Annotated in this window: 17 protein-coding genes; 7 read left to right on the forward strand and 10 right to left on the reverse strand. The window is 28.9% G+C overall.

The annotated features are described in order from the left end of the window. The first annotated feature begins 87 nt into the window (after positions 1-87). A complete protein-coding gene (locus tag BFL38_RS04335; protein ID WP_069725893.1) occupies positions 88-1,071 on the forward strand; it encodes a LacI family DNA-binding transcriptional regulator in 984 nt (327 codons plus the stop codon). Positions 1,072-1,080: 9 nt separating this feature from the next. After that, the gene (locus BFL38_RS04340) at positions 1,081-2,664 is read left to right on the forward strand and encodes an FGGY-family carbohydrate kinase (RefSeq protein WP_069725894.1); all 1,584 of its coding nucleotides are present in this window, start codon (positions 1,081-1,083) and stop codon (positions 2,662-2,664) included. 87 nt (positions 2,665-2,751) lie between these two features. On the opposite strand, the gene fucO is transcribed toward BFL38_RS04340, so the two are convergent. From fucO to BFL38_RS04355, 3 genes are read right to left on the reverse strand one after another with little or no spacing between them, the layout of a single operon-like run. Then, positions 2,752-3,900, reverse strand: coding sequence for a lactaldehyde reductase (gene fucO, locus BFL38_RS04345; protein WP_069725895.1), 1,149 nt, complete (start codon positions 3,898-3,900; stop codon positions 2,752-2,754). A 56-nt stretch (positions 3,901-3,956) separates the two neighbouring features. Next, positions 3,957-4,649, reverse strand: coding sequence for an L-fuculose-phosphate aldolase (locus BFL38_RS04350; RefSeq protein ID WP_069725896.1), 693 nt, complete (start codon positions 4,647-4,649; stop codon positions 3,957-3,959). 39 nt (positions 4,650-4,688) lie between these two features. Continuing rightward, the gene (locus tag BFL38_RS04355; RefSeq protein ID WP_069725897.1) at positions 4,689-6,098 is read right to left on the reverse strand and encodes a rhamnulokinase; all 1,410 of its coding nucleotides are present in this window, start codon (positions 6,096-6,098) and stop codon (positions 4,689-4,691) included. A gap of 238 nt (positions 6,099-6,336) precedes the next feature. On the opposite strand from BFL38_RS04355, the gene BFL38_RS04360 reads away from it, so the two are divergent. The 5 genes from BFL38_RS04360 (at position 6,337) to BFL38_RS04380 (ending at position 12,458) form a co-directional block, all read left to right on the forward strand. Next, positions 6,337-7,833 carry a sugar ABC transporter ATP-binding protein gene (locus BFL38_RS04360; protein WP_069725898.1) on the forward strand — a complete coding sequence of 499 codons (1,497 nt, stop codon included), beginning with the start codon at positions 6,337-6,339 and terminating at the stop codon, positions 7,831-7,833. A 39-nt stretch (positions 7,834-7,872) separates the two neighbouring features. Continuing rightward, on the forward strand, positions 7,873-9,090 hold the full coding sequence (locus tag BFL38_RS04365; RefSeq protein WP_069725899.1) for an ABC transporter permease: 1,218 nt from the start codon (positions 7,873-7,875) through the stop codon (positions 9,088-9,090). Between the two features lie 20 nt (positions 9,091-9,110). Further along, on the forward strand, positions 9,111-10,133 hold the full coding sequence (locus BFL38_RS04370) for an ABC transporter substrate-binding protein (protein WP_069725900.1): 1,023 nt from the start codon (positions 9,111-9,113) through the stop codon (positions 10,131-10,133). Positions 10,134-10,157: 24 nt separating this feature from the next. After that, complete coding sequence (locus tag BFL38_RS04375) at positions 10,158-11,939, forward strand: L-fucose isomerase (protein WP_069725901.1); 1,782 nt, start codon at positions 10,158-10,160, stop codon at positions 11,937-11,939. Between the two features lie 81 nt (positions 11,940-12,020). Beyond that, on the forward strand, positions 12,021-12,458 hold the full coding sequence (locus BFL38_RS04380; RefSeq protein ID WP_008726000.1) for an RbsD/FucU family protein: 438 nt from the start codon (positions 12,021-12,023) through the stop codon (positions 12,456-12,458). Positions 12,459-12,526: 68 nt separating this feature from the next. Here the strand turns inward: BFL38_RS04380 and BFL38_RS04385 are convergent, their stop codons facing one another. The 7 genes from BFL38_RS04385 to BFL38_RS04410 form a co-directional block, all read right to left on the reverse strand. Next, the gene (locus BFL38_RS04385; protein WP_069725902.1) at positions 12,527-14,146 is read right to left on the reverse strand and encodes a gamma-glutamyltransferase family protein; all 1,620 of its coding nucleotides are present in this window, start codon (positions 14,144-14,146) and stop codon (positions 12,527-12,529) included. A gap of 399 nt (positions 14,147-14,545) precedes the next feature. Beyond that, on the reverse strand, positions 14,546-14,809 hold the full coding sequence (locus BFL38_RS04390) for a hypothetical protein (protein WP_069725903.1): 264 nt from the start codon (positions 14,807-14,809) through the stop codon (positions 14,546-14,548). A 334-nt stretch (positions 14,810-15,143) separates the two neighbouring features. Further along, the gene (locus BFL38_RS04395; protein WP_069725904.1) at positions 15,144-15,779 is read right to left on the reverse strand and encodes a Pr6Pr family membrane protein; all 636 of its coding nucleotides are present in this window, start codon (positions 15,777-15,779) and stop codon (positions 15,144-15,146) included. 20 nt (positions 15,780-15,799) lie between these two features. Next, a complete protein-coding gene (locus BFL38_RS15405; protein ID WP_256097197.1) occupies positions 15,800-16,381 on the reverse strand; it encodes an ADP-ribosylglycohydrolase family protein in 582 nt (193 codons plus the stop codon). An 8-nt stretch (positions 16,382-16,389) separates the two neighbouring features. Next, positions 16,390-16,740 carry an ADP-ribosylglycohydrolase family protein gene (locus BFL38_RS15410; RefSeq protein WP_256097198.1) on the reverse strand — a complete coding sequence of 117 codons (351 nt, stop codon included), beginning with the start codon at positions 16,738-16,740 and terminating at the stop codon, positions 16,390-16,392. A gap of 170 nt (positions 16,741-16,910) precedes the next feature. Further along, positions 16,911-17,267: an FMN-binding protein gene (locus BFL38_RS04405; RefSeq protein WP_069725905.1), complete on the reverse strand. Its 357-nt coding sequence runs from the start codon at positions 17,265-17,267 to the stop codon at positions 16,911-16,913. A 72-nt stretch (positions 17,268-17,339) separates the two neighbouring features. Further along, a complete protein-coding gene (locus BFL38_RS04410; RefSeq protein ID WP_069725906.1) occupies positions 17,340-17,759 on the reverse strand; it encodes a hypothetical protein in 420 nt (139 codons plus the stop codon). Between the last annotated feature and the right edge of the window lie 74 nt (positions 17,760-17,833).

Consider the following 17,833-nt stretch of genomic DNA (forward strand, 5'->3'; position numbering starts at 1 on the left):
ATAAAATTAAAAAAAATATTGATTTTTTTACATAATTGTAATATATTTTTAACATTTATATTAAAAAATATTTAAGGAAATATAAAATTGAAAATAAGAGAATTATCAAGAATAAGCGGGATATCGCCGGCAACTATCTCAAGAATGCTTAAAGATCCAAATTCAGTAAAAGAATCTACTAGAAATAAAATTAATGATGTTTTAAAAAACAATGATATTGATAAATATTTTAATACAAAATGTATAAAAAGAATAATATTAATAATACCTGATTTAAGTAATACATTTTATTTAGATTTATTTAATGGTATAATATCTGTAGTTCAAAAAAATGATATACCATTTGGAATATACATTACTAATGAATCCATAGCAGAAGAAGAAAAAATTTTTTCTAGAATAAAAAATAATAGGGATATAGGAGTAATATGGATTCCTGCATCAAATAAAAGAGATAAATTGCCGTATGATAAGAACACAAATCTAGTATCATTAGTAGATAGAAATTTACCATTTGATAATATATATATAAAGAATTTATCAGACAATTTTAACGCTGCAAAAAAATCTACAGATTTATTAATAGAAGGCGGAGCAAAAAATCCAATAATCATAACAGGAAGTTTAAATCTCAGTAATGCTCAAGAAAGAAAAGATGGATTTTTGGAAAGCATAAAAAATCATAAATTGGATAACGGCATAAATAGAGTATATTACGGAGATTTTAATGATAGTGAAAGCGGATACGATATTATAAAAAAACTAGTGAAAGAAAAAATTGAATTCGACTCTATTTTGGCTGCTAATCAAATACTAGCAATAGGTATATTAAAAGCTTTAAATGAATTAAAATTATCAATACCAGATGATGTATCTATAATCACTTTTGATAAACTTGTAAATTTGTATTCATCTTATGAAAATAATAATATATCTGAAGTAGTATTTCCGGCATTTGATATAGGAAGTAATGCTACATCTATGTTATTAGCTCAGAAAACATTTGATATTCAAAAACAAATCTTTAATTATTCTGCTGAATTCCATCTAAAAGGAAGTGAAAAAAAATAGGAGTAAACTATGAAATATATAATAGGTATAGATGTAGGTTCAGGCAGTTCAAGAGCAGGCATTTTCTCATTAGATGGAAATAGCTTTGGATTTGAAAGCACACCTATAAAATTAAGAAAAATAGATGAAAATTTCGTTGAACAATCTTCTAATGATATATGGAACAGCGTATGTCAGTCAGTAAAAAAAGTTATATCTAAATCTAAAATCAATTCTGATGATGTTATAGCTATAGGATTTGATGCAACTTGTTCGCTTGTAGCTTTGGATAAAGATAATAAACCTGTAAGCGTCAATAAAGATTGCGAAGATGATTGGAATATAATAATGTGGATGGATCATAGGGCTGTAAAAGAAGCTGATGAGATTAATTCACAAAATTTCGATGTGTTAAAATATGTAGGAGGGAAAATAAGCCTTGAAATGGAAATACCTAAAATTCTATGGCTTAAAAGAAATTTACCTGAAAATTATAAAAGAATTAATCAATTTTTTGATTTGGCAGATTTCCTTCAATATAAAGCCTGCGGAAGTAATATAAGAAGTTCTTGTACTACCGCATGTAAATGGACATATTTGGCTCATGAAAATAAATGGGATGAAGCTTTTTTTAAAAGCTTAGATTTATATGATCTTATAGAAGAAAATAAAATAGGAAATATTATCAAAGAACCCGGCGTATTTGCTGAAAATCTCACAGAAGAAAGCAGCAAAGAATTAGGTTTATCTTCAAATGTTAAGGTTGCTGTTGGTATGATAGATGCCCATGCAGGCGGACTTGGTTCATTGATAGGAAAAGCAGAAAATACTCTTGTAATAGTAGCCGGCACTTCTGCATGTCATATGATGAATAGTAAAGAACCAATATTTGTTAATGGTGTTTGGGGACCTTATTATAATGCTATGGTATCAGGCATGTGGCTAAATGAAGGCGGTCAAAGTGCTTATGGAAGTTTAATAGATTATAATATAAAAAAGCATCCTTATTTTAATAATCTCATAAAAGAAGGAAAAACATTTAAAGATATATATCAAATTCTAAATGAAGAAGTTGATAAATTAAAAAATATTAATAAATTCTATATAAAAGATATTCATATACTAGATTATCATTACGGAAACAGATCCCCTATAGCAGATCCAAAAGAAAGAGGAGTAGAAATAGGTTTGGATATGTCAGAAGATATTACATCTATGGCTAAATTATATTGGGCAACTATAGATAGTATATGCTTTGGTACAAGAAATATTATAGAAACTTCAAAAAATAATGGTTATACTATAAATACTATAATAGTATGCGGAGGTGCTGCTAAAAATCCATTATTTATGAGAGAGCTTGCAGATATATGTCAATGTACAATATATACAGCAGGACATGAAGAATCTGTTGTATTCGGAAGTGCGATTCTGGCTTCTATAGCTTCAGGAGAATATAAAAATTATGAAGATGCATTAGCAAAAATGTCTAAAAAGGGAGAATGCATAGAAACTGATAAAACTATGAAAGAATATTTTGATAAAAAGTATCAAATATATTTGGAACTTTATAAAGATAAATTAAAATACGAAAAACTAATGTCTGATTTTTAAGTTTGTTCAAATTATCAAAAATAGGCTGTCTGAATAAAATAACAGACAGCCTTTTAATAAAGTTTAAGAATAATTAATTAATGATTATTAATAAGCTTTCTTATATAAAGCAAGTATGTCATCTAATGTTACATCTCTAGGATTTCCTCCTGTACATACATCAGCCAAAGCATCTTTTGCTAGTCTAGGTAAATCCTCTTCTTTAATTTTTAATTCTCTTAAATTAGCAGGAATATTAACATCTTTAGAAAGTTTTCTAACAGCCTCAACAGCTAATTTAGCAGCTTCTTCTTTGCTTAATCCATCAACTTTTTCGCCCATTGCAACAGCTATATCAACATACTTATCTATACAAACAGGCATATTAAATTCCATAACTATTGGAAGAAGTACAGCATTAGCAACACCGTGCGGTATATCAAATATAGCTCCAAGAGGATGAGCCATAGAGTGAACAATACCAAGACCAACATTACTGAAACCCATACCAGCAACATACTGAGCAATACTCATTCCGTCCATATCAGTCATGTTTTTATCCTTAACAGCCCCTCTTAAATGTTTAGATATAAGCTGCATAGCTTTATATTCAAACATATCCGAAATAGTATGGGCTGCTTTAGTAATATATCCTTCTATAGCATGAGTTAAAGCATCCATACCTGTAGCAGCAACAAGGCTATTAGGCATAGAAGCCATAAGTTCAGCATCTACAAAAGCAGCTATAGGTATATCTTTAGGATCAACGCAAACCATTTTTCTATTTTCTTCTTCATTAATGATTACATAGTTAATAGTAACTTCAGCAGCAGTACCGCAAGTAGTAGGAAGTGCCATAATAGGTACACTTTTATTTTTTGTAGCAGCCACACCTTCAAGAGATTTAACATCAGCAAAATCAGGGTTATTTTTTGTAATACCTATAGCTTTAGCAACATCCATTACAGAACCGCCTCCAACAGCAATCAAAAAATCAGCTCCGGATTCATTATATTTTGCTAATCCGTCCTTACAATTTTTAATAGTAGGATTTTGCTTAATATCTAAAAATGTATCATAAGCTATACCAACTCCATCTAAAACATCTTTTACTTTTTTAAGAACTCCGCAAGAATCCAAAACTTTATCACTAACTAATAATGCTTTCTTAAATCCTCTTGCCTTAATTTCAGCAGCAAGCTCGCTTCTTATACCAATACCAAAATAACTTGTTTCATTTAAAATATATCTAGCCATAAAAATTACTCCTATTATATTTTTATTTTACTAAATCTTCTGTAGCTTAAGAAGATTTATTTTTTAGTTTTTGATTTTGCTTTAGTTTTAGTCTTATGTTTAACATTCAATCCGTAATTCTTGAATTTCTCTAAAACTATTTCCATTTCAGCATCAGATAAAACTGAATAATTACCTATTCCTATTACACCCATATACAATCTTGCTAAATTTTCAACTTCCATCATAACATGATACGCTTTAGGTAAAGTTTCATCAGCTGCAAGAAGTCCATGATTTTTTAATATGCAAGCCTTATAACCTTTCATAGCTTCAGATATATTATCACATAGCTCCTGAGTACCATAAGTAGCATATTTAGCACAAGGAATTTTATTTCCTCCAGCAACACCTACCATATAGTGAATAGCAGGTATATAATCTACATTTAATATAGAAACCATTGAAGAATAAACAGCATGATTGTGTATTACCGCATTAAAATTAGGATTATCTTTAAGTATTGATAAATGAAATCTCCATTCGCTTGAAGGAATTTTATCTTTTTCAGGATTTCCATTTTCATCAACAAAAACAATATCCTCAGGAGTCATAATCTCATAAGGCATGCCAGAAGGTGTAATAAGCATACCATTTTCATATCTAAGACTAATATTACCAGCAGTTCCCTGATTAACACCGTCTTTTCTCATACTTAAACAAGCATCTATTATACTTTTAGCTAAATCTTTTCTGTTATTTTTAGACATCTTTTCTCCTTAAAAATAAATAATAATTATAATACTATATTATATTTCATTTATTTCAAAACTATTTATAACTAATTTTCTCATATCTTCAACATTTTTGACAATACCTAAAGATTTAAATTGTGCTAATATATTTCCTGTAGCAGTACATTCTATAGGCCCTATTGAAACAGTTAAATTAGTTTTTTCTTTAGTAAGTTCGCATATTAATTTATCTCTAGTTCCTCCACCTACAATACATAACTTCTTAATATCTTTATTCAAAAGTTTTTTCAGACTATTAATATATTTAGCATAACTTTCTGCTAAAGAATTATATACAGAAGCTATTATAATACCTCTTGAATCTTTTGGAACATTAGTCTGATTTGTATCTTTATAGTAATTCAATATTTCATCTTCTATATCCTTAGGATTATAGAATCTATTATCATTGATATCTATTCTATGTTCATCTTTAATATTATCTCTTGCAAGCTTTTCCATATCATTAAATGAGATTTGATATTTCTTCTGAAGAAGCTGTATAGTCCAAAGTCCGTTAATATTTTCTAAGAATCTTATAGTATTATTATATCCCATTTCATTAGTAAAATTATTTTCAAAAGCCTCATCTGTTAATATTGCTTCTTTTAATTCGACACCAAGCAAAGACCATGAACCTGATGATAAGTATGCCGTATTATCATCAAAAATAGGTGCAGATAAAACAGCAGAAGCAGTATCATGAGATGCAGCTGCTATAATGTCGAAAGGTTTGCATCCCAGATAATCTGCTATCTCCTGTTTTAATAAACCCTTTTTCGTACCAGCTTCAACTAAATTAGGGAGCTTATTAATATCAAAATTAATTTTTTCTAAAATTTCATCAGACCATATTTTTTTCTTTACATCTATTAATTGAGAAGTTGAAGATATAGTATATTCAGAAGAAATATTTCCTGTTAAAAAATATCCGAATAAATCAGGAGTAAATAATAACTTTGAAGCATTATTTACAATATCAGCCCTGCCCTGTATATCTTCATATATTTGCATTATACTGTTAAAAGGCATGCATGATATACCGGTTATATTAAATAATTCTCTAGCACCCAGACCTATTTTTTCCAATTTTTTTATAGTATCTATAGTTCTAGTATCTCTGTAATTTATAGGATTGGATAGTAATTCTCCATTTTTATCTATATAACCATAATCAACACCCCAAGAATTTATACCCAAAGATGAAGGCTGCACTCCCATATCTATAACTTTTTTAATGCCTTTTAATAACTCATTATACATATATATAAAATCTGTATAATAATAATTATTAATCTTTATAGGAGTCAAAGAAAATCTATGAACTTCTTCCAATGTCATTTTATCATTTTCAAATTTAGATAAGAATATTTTACCGCCGGATGAACCAAAGTCGCAAGCTATAGAATAAACTTTATTACTCATAATGCCCCGCCATAATAAAAAAATATATATATTTATAATATAATACATTTTTATTTCATATTCAATAAAAAAAATATTTTTTAATAAAAAAATAAAACAAAAATATAAAAAAGATAAAAAAATGAAAATTATTTCATTTTTTATTCAAAAAAAACAATACTATATTGATTATAGCAATTTTTTTTACTAAAATATATATATAAATAAAAATTTAAAACTTAAGGATTAATTTATTCTTATGAGTGATAATGTAATTTTAAAAATGACAGGTATTGAAAAAAGATTCAAAGGTGTTTATGCTTTGAAAAATTTCAATTTCTCTTTAATTCAAGGTGAAATATTAGCTTTGATAGGAGAAAATGGAGCCGGCAAATCTACACTTATGAAAATTCTATCTGGCATATATAAAAAAGATGCAGGCAGTATAGAATATTTCGGAGAACCATTAGAAGTATCAGGTCCTAAAGAAGCAGAGGAAAAAGGTATATCTATAGTGCATCAGGAATTAAATTTAATGAATCATTTAACTGTAGCACAAAATATATTCATAGGACATGAACCATTAAATAAATTCGGTCTTATAGATGATAAATTAATGATAAAAAGAGCAAAGAAAATATTTGAGGGCATGAATGTAGATATTAATCCTTCTGCTAAAATAGGCTCTCTTACTGTAGGAAAGCAGCAATTAGTAGAAATAGCAAAAGCATTAACTCATAATTCTAAAATATTAATACTAGATGAACCTACAGCAGCATTAACAGAATCAGAAACAAAAGAACTTTTTAGAATCATTAAAGACCTTCAAATAACAGGCGTATCAATAGTATATATTTCTCATAGATTAGATGAATTATTCATATTATCTGACAGAATAACAGTTATAAGAGATGGAGAATATATAGACACAAAAATTACTAAAGAAACAAATAAAGATGAAATAGTGAATCTAATGGTAGGCCGCGTTATATATGAAACACCAAAAACTGAAAGTAAAGTACCAAAAGATGCTAAAGAGATATTGAGAGTAGAAAATTTAGTTGTTCCGGGTGTAGTTAAAGATGTAAGTTTTTCTTTAAAAGAAGGTGAAATATTAGGATTTGCGGGACTTATGGGGGCAGGAAGAACAGAAACTGCAAGAGCTATTTTTGGAGCTGATAAATTTGAAAGCGGAAAAATATTTGTTGAAGGAAATGAAATATCAGTAAAATCCCCTGTAGATGCTATAAAAAGCGGTATAGGTTATCTTTCTGAAGATAGAAAAAGATACGGCTTGGCATTAGGTCTTCCTGTATTTGAAAATATGATGATGGGCAATTATGATAAGTTTTCAAATATGCTTATGGTTCAGAATTCAAAAGTAAGAGATATTTCAGAGAAGGAAGTAAAATCATTAAATATAAAAACACCTTCTATTAATCAATTAGTTAAAAACCTATCCGGCGGTAATCAGCAGAAAGTTGTAATAGCTAATTGGCTTATAAAAGAATGCAAAGTATTAATATTTGATGAGCCTACAAGAGGAATAGATGTAGGTGCTAGAAGTGAAATATACAATCTTATGGAACAATTAGTATCTATGGGTAAATCTATAATAATGATCTCATCTGATTTGGTTGAGATACTTAGAATGAGCGACCGAATACTTGTTATGTCTGAAGGTAAAAAAACAGGGGAATTAGATATAAAAGGAACTACTCAAGATGATATTATGAAATATGCAACTATGAGATAGATATAAAACTATAATAAAAAATAAAATGGAGAGAATTATATGTACAATATCGAAAACAATACTTTTACTGGAAAATTATGCTTCAAAGCTAAAATGAGAAGGAGAACAAGAGATATATTAATTTATTTGAAAAAGAATGGACTGCAGAAATTTTTAACAGTTGTTGCTCTTCTTATTTTGTATGTATTTTTTGTTATAGCGGGAAGAAATTTCTTCACTTTCGATACATTTTCTTTGATATTAAGGAATTCATATTTTATAGGTTTCTTAGCTATAGGAGTAACATTTGTTATAATTACAGGCGGTATTGATTTATCTATAGGATCGCTTTCATTATTTGCTGCTATGGTAGGCGGTGTGATGATAACCAATTTTCAAACTCCTATGTGGGCAGTTCTTATTATAGTTATAGCTGTTGCAACTTTAGGCGGATTTATAAATGGTTTTTTAATTTCATATTTTAATTTACCTCCATTTATTGCCACTTTAGGTATGCTTATGGTTACTAAAGGTTTATCAGGTATAGTTTCAAAATCTCAAACTATATACTACCCTACTATAACAGATCCTCAGTACGGCTGGTTCAGAGTATTATTTAATGCAACAGAATCTAATTTCCCATCCGGCTTTATAATGCTTGCAATATTTACTATTATATCTGTAATTGTATTAACTAAAACTATAATCGGAAGATATATATTTGCTTTAGGAAGCAATGAAGAGGCCGCAAGACTTTCAGGTATAAAAACTAACAAATGGAAAATAATAGCATACACAATAGCAGGATTCTTCTGCGGTATAGGAGGTTTAACTTTTGCTGCTAGTTATTCAAGCATAAGTCCCGGAGCTGGACAAGGTTATGAATTTGATGCAATTGCTGCTGTAGTTATAGGCGGTACATCCCTTTCCGGAGGTGTTGGCTCTATAATAGGTACAATAATAGGTGTATATATAATGTCTGTACTAAAAGTAGGACTTCCTTCTGTAGGTGTAGAACAATTCTTCCAATACTTTACTATAGGTATAGTAGTTATTATAGCAGTACTTATAGATGTTTATAGAATAAAAATGTCTAATAAAGTTAAAAAAGTAGATGTAAAAAAAGAGAGAATGGAACAGTTAGAAGAAGAAATAGAATCTTTCAGAATAAAAATAGATTATATGATATCTGACAATGCTAAAGATTATTCAAAAGAGATATCAGAAGTACAATCTAAAATTAATAGCTTAATAGAAGAAAAGAAAAAATTAAAATAAAACAAATAAAGGAGAATAAGATGAAAAAAATTTTATTACTAGCTACTACTTTAATAGGATTAACAGTTATATTGGCAAGCTGCGGCAACAAAGAACCTTATATAGCTGTTATTTCCAAAGGATTCCAGCACAAGTTTTGGGTAACTGTTAGAGACGGTGCAGAAGCTGCTGCTAAACAAAACGGTGTAAAAATAAGTTTTGTTGGTCCTGAAACAGAATCTGACTCAAAAATACAGCAGGACTTGTTGGATAGTGAAATAAATAAAAACCCCGATGCTATAGCTTTTGCTGCTGTAACAGGAGATTTCACTGAACAAGTTAAAAGAATAAAAGAAAAAAATATACCTCTAATAGGTTTTGACTCTGGTATATTACCAGACCAAGCTCAAGGTGCTGTACTTGCTACTGCTTCTACTGATAACAGAGCTGCTGCTGCTATAGTTGCAGATAAAATGTTTGAAGCTTTAAAAGAAAGAATAGCTACTTTTACTGCTCAAAACAAAGCTAAAATAGCTGTTCTTCAATTAGATAATTCTGATACTGGTATAGGAAGAGCTGAAGGTTTTGTAAAAAGATTTACTGAATTAGCTGACGGAGATGCTGCTACTGCAGGAAAATACACTTTGCAAGTTATAGTTCCTACTACTCAAAATGAAGCTGATATAGCTAATGAAGTTAATGCTTTAAGAGGTAAAAGTGTTTTAGGAATATATTTATCTAATGAAGCTATGGCAAGAGGTTTCTTAGTAGTATATAAAAGTGCTGAAGCAGGTGCTGCTAACACTATAGTTGGAGATGCTCAAGACGGCGGAGATTTAGTTGTTATGGGATTTGACTCTGGAAAACCTCAGTTAGATGCTATAAGAAATGGAATAATACAAGGTTCTGTTACTCAAGACCCTTACAGCATTGGTTTCCAAGCTGTTACTTTAGCAGTTAAAGCTTCTAAAGGAGAACCTGTTGCTAACATAGATACTGGTGCTAAATGGTATGATAAAACTAATATAGACGATCCTGAAATAGCTAAATTATTATACGAATAAAATTACGGAGGAATTATAACAATTATGTTTAGAATGCAAAATAATTTACCAAAAGTTGGTATTAGACCTGTCATAGACGGGAGAAGAAACGGAGTTAGAGAATCTCTTGAAGATACCACTATGAACATGGCTAAAATAGCTGCAAAACTTATAGAAGAAAACATTAAACATCCTAGCGGAGAAAAAGTTGAATGTGTAATCTCTGACACTACTATCGGAGGTGTTGCTGAAGCTGCAAGATGTCAGAAAAAATTTGATGAAAATAATGTTAAACTAACTCTTACTGTTACACCTTGCTGGTGTTATGGTTCTGAAACTATCGATATGACTCCAGCTATACCTAAAGCAATATGGGGATTTAATGGCACTGAAAGACCTGGTGCTGTTTATTTGGCTGCTGCTGATGCTGGACATACTCAATTAGGTTTGCCAGTTTTCTCCATCTATGGTAAAGATGTTCAGGATGCAGGAGATGAAAATGTTCCTGAAGATGTTAGAGAAAAAATACTTAGATTTGTAAGAGCTGGTCTTGCCGTTGCTACTATGAAAGATCAATCTTATGTAAGTATGGGCTATGTTGCTATGGGTATTATGGGTTCTATGGTTGATGCTGAATTCTTACTTGACTATTTAGGAATGAGAACTGAATTCGTAGATATGAGCGAAATCAAAAGAAGATTAGAACTAGAAATATATGATAAAGAAGAGTTCAAAAAAGCATGGGAATGGGCTAAACAATGTAAATTTGGCTCTGACAACAATAAAGTAAAAGCCACTGATGAACAAAAAGAAAAAGAATGGGCTACTTCAATTAAAATGGCTATGATTATGCGTGATTTGATGGTAGGAAATCCTAAATTGGCTGAAATGGGATATATAGAAGAAGCTCAAGGTCATAATGCAATAGCAGGCGGTTTCCAAGGACAAAGACATTGGACTGACTTTATGCCTAATGGGGACTTTGCTGAAGCTATTCTTAATTCATCTTTTGACTGGAATGGTATAAGAGAACCTTATGTTGTTGCTACTGAAAATGACTCTTTGAATGGTCTTTCTATGTTATTTGCTCACCTTTTAACAAGCAGATCTCAATTATTCGCTGATGTTAGAACTTATTGGAGTCCTGAAGCTGTTAAAAGAGTTACAGGAAAAGAACTTACAGGAAAAGCTAAAGATGGTATCATTCACTTAATCAACTCTGGTGCTGCTTCTTTAGATTGGACAGGCGAGCAAAAAGTTAATGGAAACCCTGCTTTAAAAGAATATTGGAATATTACTGAAGAAGAAGCTAAAAAATGTCTTGATGCAACTCAATTCTCACCTGCTAACAGAGAATACTTCAGAGGAGGCGGATTCTCTTCTACTTTCCTGACTAAAGGTGAAATGCCAATGACTATAATAAGACTTAATTTAGTTAAAGGCTTCGGACCTGTACTTCAAATAGCTGAAGGTTATGCTGTTAATATTGATAACAGTATATTTGATCCTATTAACAAAAGAACTGACTCTACTTGGCCTACTACTTGGTTTGCTCCTATACTTACAGGAAAAGATTCTTTCAAAGATGTTTATTCTGTTATGAATGATTGGGGTGCTAATCACTGTGCTGCTGCCTATGGTCATATAGGTGCTGATTTAATCACTTTGGCTTCTATGCTTCGTATACCTGTAAGCATGCATAATGTAAGTGAAGATAGAATATTCAGACCTAAAGCATGGAAAGCATTTGGTACAAAAGATGCTGAAGGTGCTGACTTTAGAGCATGCAAACATTTCGGACCTTTATTTGGAAAAGTAACTAGGTAATAATAATTTTTCTTAAGTCCCATTTAGTATTAAAATATTAAATGGGGCTTTTGTAAAAAAATAATTTTAAGGAATTGGAATATGTTAAAAGGAATAGATCCTGTTGTTTCACCAGAGCTATTAAAAGTATTATGTGAAATGGGACATGGCAGTGAAATTTTATTTGCTGACGGTAATTTTCCTTCTCATGATTATAATGTAAAAAAAATTATAAGACTTGACGGAATAGATATACCTACTGTTTTAAAAGCTATTATGCCTTTATTTCCTTTGGATACTTTTGTAGAAAGCCCCGTCGTATTAATGCAGCCTAATGCTGATTTTGGCAGAGAACCTGATGTATGGGCTAAATACAAAGATATAATAGCAAAGCATCAAAAAGTAAATTATGAATATTTGGAAAGATTTGCATATTATGACAGATGCAAAAATGTCTATGCTATTGTTGCCACAAGCGAACTTGAAATATATGCAAATATTATACTAAAAAAAGGTGTAATTTTTCCAGACAAGAAATAATGTCTCTAAAATATAAAATATTTAGCAAGTCTTTAATTTATTTAAAGGCTTGTTATTTTTTTAATTATCTAGCAAACACCTATAGCTGAATCCGTCCTGCCATCACAGCCTGCAAAATAAACATCATTATCATTTTTTAATATAATCTGTCCGCGTCCGAAATAACCGAAGTATGTAAGATAATCTTTCTTTTTTATATTATGTCCAAGTGATGAAAGTTCTTTATAGATATTATTATCAAAATTATATTCTAACTCTATATTTTTATCCCCCACCCATTGCCATCTAGGTTTATCTAATGCTGACTGCGGATTTAAATCATAATCTATTAAATTACTTATAACCTGAACATGCCCCTGAGGCTGCATAAAAGCCCCCATTACACCTAATGCTCCATAAGGTTTTGAATCTTTGCATATAAAGGCTGGTATTATAGTGTGATAAGGCTTTTTATGTGCTGCTATAAAATTATCAGAATTAGGATCTAATGAAAAGTTAGCTCCCCTATTTTGCAAAGCTATACCTGTTTCTGGAATCACTATTCCTGAACCGAAAGCTGTATAATTACTTTGTATGTATGAAACCATATTGCCGTAACTGTCAGAAGCTGCTAAATATACAGTGTCCCCTGATGAGAATATATAGTTTATAGGTTCTAATGATTTATTTTTATTTATAAGTGAAGCTCTTTTTTTGGCGTACTCTTTTGAAAGCATTTCCTCTATAGAAGTTTGCATATAATTAATATCGGCTACATATTTTTTAGTATCCGTAAAAGCTAATTTCAAAGCCTCTATTTGATAATGTACTTTTTCTAATTCGCTTAAATTATTAAAATCAAAATTTGATAATATATTTAAAGTCATTAATACAGTAATACCATGGCCATTTGGAGGAATTTCATAAATATCATAGCCTCTGTAATTAGCAATTATAGGAGTAACAAACTCCGGATAATATTCGTTTAAATCCTCTTTGGATAAATATCCTCCGTATTTTTTCATAAATGAATCTATTTTTTCAGCATATTCACCTCTGTAAATACACTCTGCATCTGTTTTTCCTATATCATATAAAGTCTTAGCATGATATGGAAGTTTAACTATCTCTCCAAGTTCTGGAGTTTTTCCATTAAATGTAAAAGTATCGAACCAATATTTAAACTCTTCCTTTTTTAAATTATCAGAAGCATTCAAATACATATTATAGGCCTCTTTCCAATCAATAGCCACTTGAGGCTGAATGGCATATCCTTCTCTAGCATATCTAATAGCAGGTTCAAGCACATCAATAAGTTTTAATTTACCGAATTTGTTTATAAGAGAAGCCCAAACTGCTGGAATGCCTCCAACAGTTACAGGCAAAACTCCATATAAAGGCATTTTATCAAAATTATATGATAATACTTTATCAATATCAAAATTCTTTGGAGAAAATCCGCTTCCGTTAATGGCATACATTTTATTTTCAAAATTTATTATAGCAAAAGCGTCCCCTCCAAGTCCGTTTGAAGTAGGCTCTGCAACAGTAAGTGCAGCTGCTGAAGCTATTGCCGCATCTACTGCATTACCGCCTTTTTTTATAATCTCAATCCCAGCTTCCGAAGCTAGTACATTGCTTGTTGAAACTATATTCTTTCCAAATACAACATTTCTTTTAGATGCATAAGTATTATCATAAAAATTCATAATAAAATCCAATACTTTATTTTTATTTAATTAGTTAATTATACTAGCAAAAATATAATTGTCAAAATATTTTGTATCAATCATTCAAGTTTTTTAAATAATCTGCTGCCTCATCATCATAAGGGCTAATCTCTAAAATTTTTCTATAGCATTCTTCAGCTTTTTCTTTATCATCAATTTTTAAATATAATTCAGCAATATATTTTAGAATATCACATCTGTATAGGCGAACTTCAAAATATATATATATACATTTTTTCTATACTTTTCAAAAATAATTTCTTTCTTATCTTCTTCATCATACTCTTTTCTTTCTTTTTCTATAAAATATTAACTTGTCAAAAAAAGAAAAAAGAGAGAATAAAGAATATCCTTATTTTTATTTTTTATGAAATCTAATTATTTTTTAAGTTCTTTAATTATGAGATCTTCAATTTCACCTAATTTACATTCTAAATCCCAAATACGAATCAGCGATTTTTTAGGTTTATTTTTTTCTTTTTCGAGTTCAATTTTGTAATACTCTCTTTCACTTCTAAGGAATTCTAGTTTTTCACGTTTCTTTTTGTCATACTCGACATCATTATTACTATCGAAATCTGCTAAATTATCACTTATTATCACACCATCAAACTTTTCAAATAATTTTTTGAATATTCCCATATTATTCTCCTTTTAGGTATTTATATTGTATAATATATTTTTTATTTTGTATCTTTAATTCCTACATAAATATTATATCCTTTTAAATTTTTAATTTAATTATAATATGCAGGTATGACAAATTCTGACACTTTTTTGGATATGAATTAAACAAGGAAATTAATTAACATTTAAATAATTATATATTTTTTATATGCTGCTTTAAAAATAATTTTATTCCATGATATCAAAAAGTTTTTTATTATTTTAGGATAAAATATTTTAGAAGTACGGCATTCATTTATTACATTTTTTATATATACTCTGACTATATAACAATAAATAAAATTATCTATTATTTTTTATTAAATACTTTATTAAATAACCTGTCAATAAAATATTCTATATAACCCAAAAAAGCAAAAAACAAAGTGATAAAAAATACATTTCTTAATACTGTTTTAAGTCCGTATTTATCTATATCAACAAAAAAGTAAGGGTAATAACTTCCATCTGAAAAAGGACTTCCTACTCTAGCCCTTATAAGTATAAATACAAAATATAAAATCGGTATTATAAGCCAAAGAATAGGATCTATTACTTTATAAATGCCTTTCTTATCAAAAATTATATAATCAAAAATAGTCATAACAGGCACTATATAATGAACTATCACATTTCTTATATATGCAAATCCAATATATTTATCAGCTGTAGGGCTTAATAAAAAATGATATACCAAAAATGTAACTGTTATAGACATTGTAACTGCACCTTTGAATCTTGGATAAAATGTTTCTTTTTTCTTTATAATATTTAAAATGTCTAAAATAAAATAAATTATCACAAGTATATTGCTTTGATATGTGAAGTAGTATGCAGTTTCTATATCAAGTTTAAAATTATCATAAAAAAATCCATGAAGCACCGCAAAAATACCAATTATAATTATTATTATTTTATATACTATAGAAAAATTATTTTTTATCATATTAAATCCAATAAATATAATTACTCAAAAAATTTACTGCAAATATTCATTATCAATTCTTTATTAATTAAAGCATAAATCCATTTACTTGGCATATTATCCATACCATAATATAAACCTGCAAGTCCGCCGGTAACTGCTGCAGTAGTATCAGTATCATCTCCTAAATTAACAGCCTTTAATACAGCATCATTATAATTTAAAGTATTTAATAATATCCATATAGAAGCTTCCAATGTATGAACAACATATCCGCTGCTTTTTATTTCTTTTTCATAAAGTTTTTTAAAGTCAGCATCAAATATTCTTTTATAATAATCAAGCTCTTTTTCATTTTTATAATAATTATAAGAATCTTTTAATCCCTTACTAATAGCTTCTTCAATACTCATGTCATTTATTAAATTTAATGCTATAGAAGTATATATTACACATGCTATCAAACTTCTTTTATGAGAATGAGTCAATGAAGAAACATTATATATTATTTCTATTACTTCACTATTTTCAAATAATTCACAATCAAAATATTTCTTTATATAAAATGCTATTGGCAGTATCCTCATTAAAGAACCATTACCATTACTGTATTCATCATACAATCCGCATTTTATAGATTTTTTCCATCTTTATAATTATTTATAGCCTCTCTTGTTGTTATTCCTATATCAAATGTATTTCCGTCAGCAGTATACTCTCCATTATCATACCATAACATAAAACTATTCATAATATTATTATAATTTATATCTTTGTTATTCAAATTATCAAGTAAACATAATGTTAAACTAGTATCGTCAGACCAAGTACCAGCTTTTTTATTATGAGTACCGTTTCCAATCATATCTTCGCAAGGACTCTTTTTAATAATATCTCTTGACATAAATTCATAAGGTACCCCCAAAGCATCTCCTACAGCAAGACCTAATATTGAAGATTTTAATTTATTTTCTAAATTCATATAAAATAATCCAATTAATCAAAATGCAATAAAATTAATAATTGCTAAAAATTATAATAGATATACTAGAAGTATCAATATAAAATGAAAAAAATATAATTTGAAAATATAAAAAAGCGTATCTAAAAATATTAGATACGCTAGGGTTAGTAAATTTCTTATTAATTTAATTATTTAGCAGGAGTTAATTTAGTTAAAGCATCTTCTACTAAGGCAGCCCAAGTAGCACCGCTTACGCCATCAACATAAATATTGTTAGCTGCGATCATTTTATCATAAGCAGCTTTTCCTCTTGCAGGTCCAGAACTATGTGCACATTTTGTTAACACAACTTTAGTTAATTTACCGCCTGCAACAGTAACTTTAGCTTGATAGTCTCCTTGTCTTGTTTTATAAGTAGCTTTGTAATTTCCTAAATATGTACCATCAGGTACTTTAGCTAAATCAACTTTTCCTTGAGCGAATAGGAATAAGCTAGCTGCAAAAAGAACTATAGCTACCAAAAATAAAAACTTTCTAAGACTCATACATCTTCCCCTTTTTTAATATAGTTATTTATTAAAACTTTATAAACAGATAAAAGTAAAAAAAATGTAAAGCTAATTTAAAAATTTTTTTAAATTCCCATCTCTAAGAAGCCCTAATAAGTTATTATATTCTACAGTTGTCTTTATCTGACAATATCTATCATCAACAAAACTTGAATATTCTACCTTTATATATTTTTCTACTATATTTTTTAATTCATCATTTTCAAATTTATTATTTGGAAGTTCTTTTGCAAAAGCATTTTCTATTTTTACCTTTGATAATGCTAATGCTGCATTAAAAGCACTTGTTTCAATTTCATCTTTGGTTACTGCATAACCATTAGGATATCCTATAGAAGTAGCTATAAATTTATTCTCATTAACCCAGCCTTCATTAAAATTGATATTATTGATAGAAACAGTTTTTTCAGCAGATTTGCATGATACAAGTATGGTAAAAATGATTATAATGATATAGCAGTATTTCATATAGCCTCCAAATTTAAAATAACTCTGAAAAATATTCGTCAAAATTTTATTTTTTTTAAGCATATTATTATACA

It is taken from the genome of Brachyspira hampsonii, assembly GCF_001746205.1.
Taxonomy (GTDB): domain Bacteria; phylum Spirochaetota; class Brachyspiria; order Brachyspirales; family Brachyspiraceae; genus Brachyspira; species Brachyspira hampsonii_B.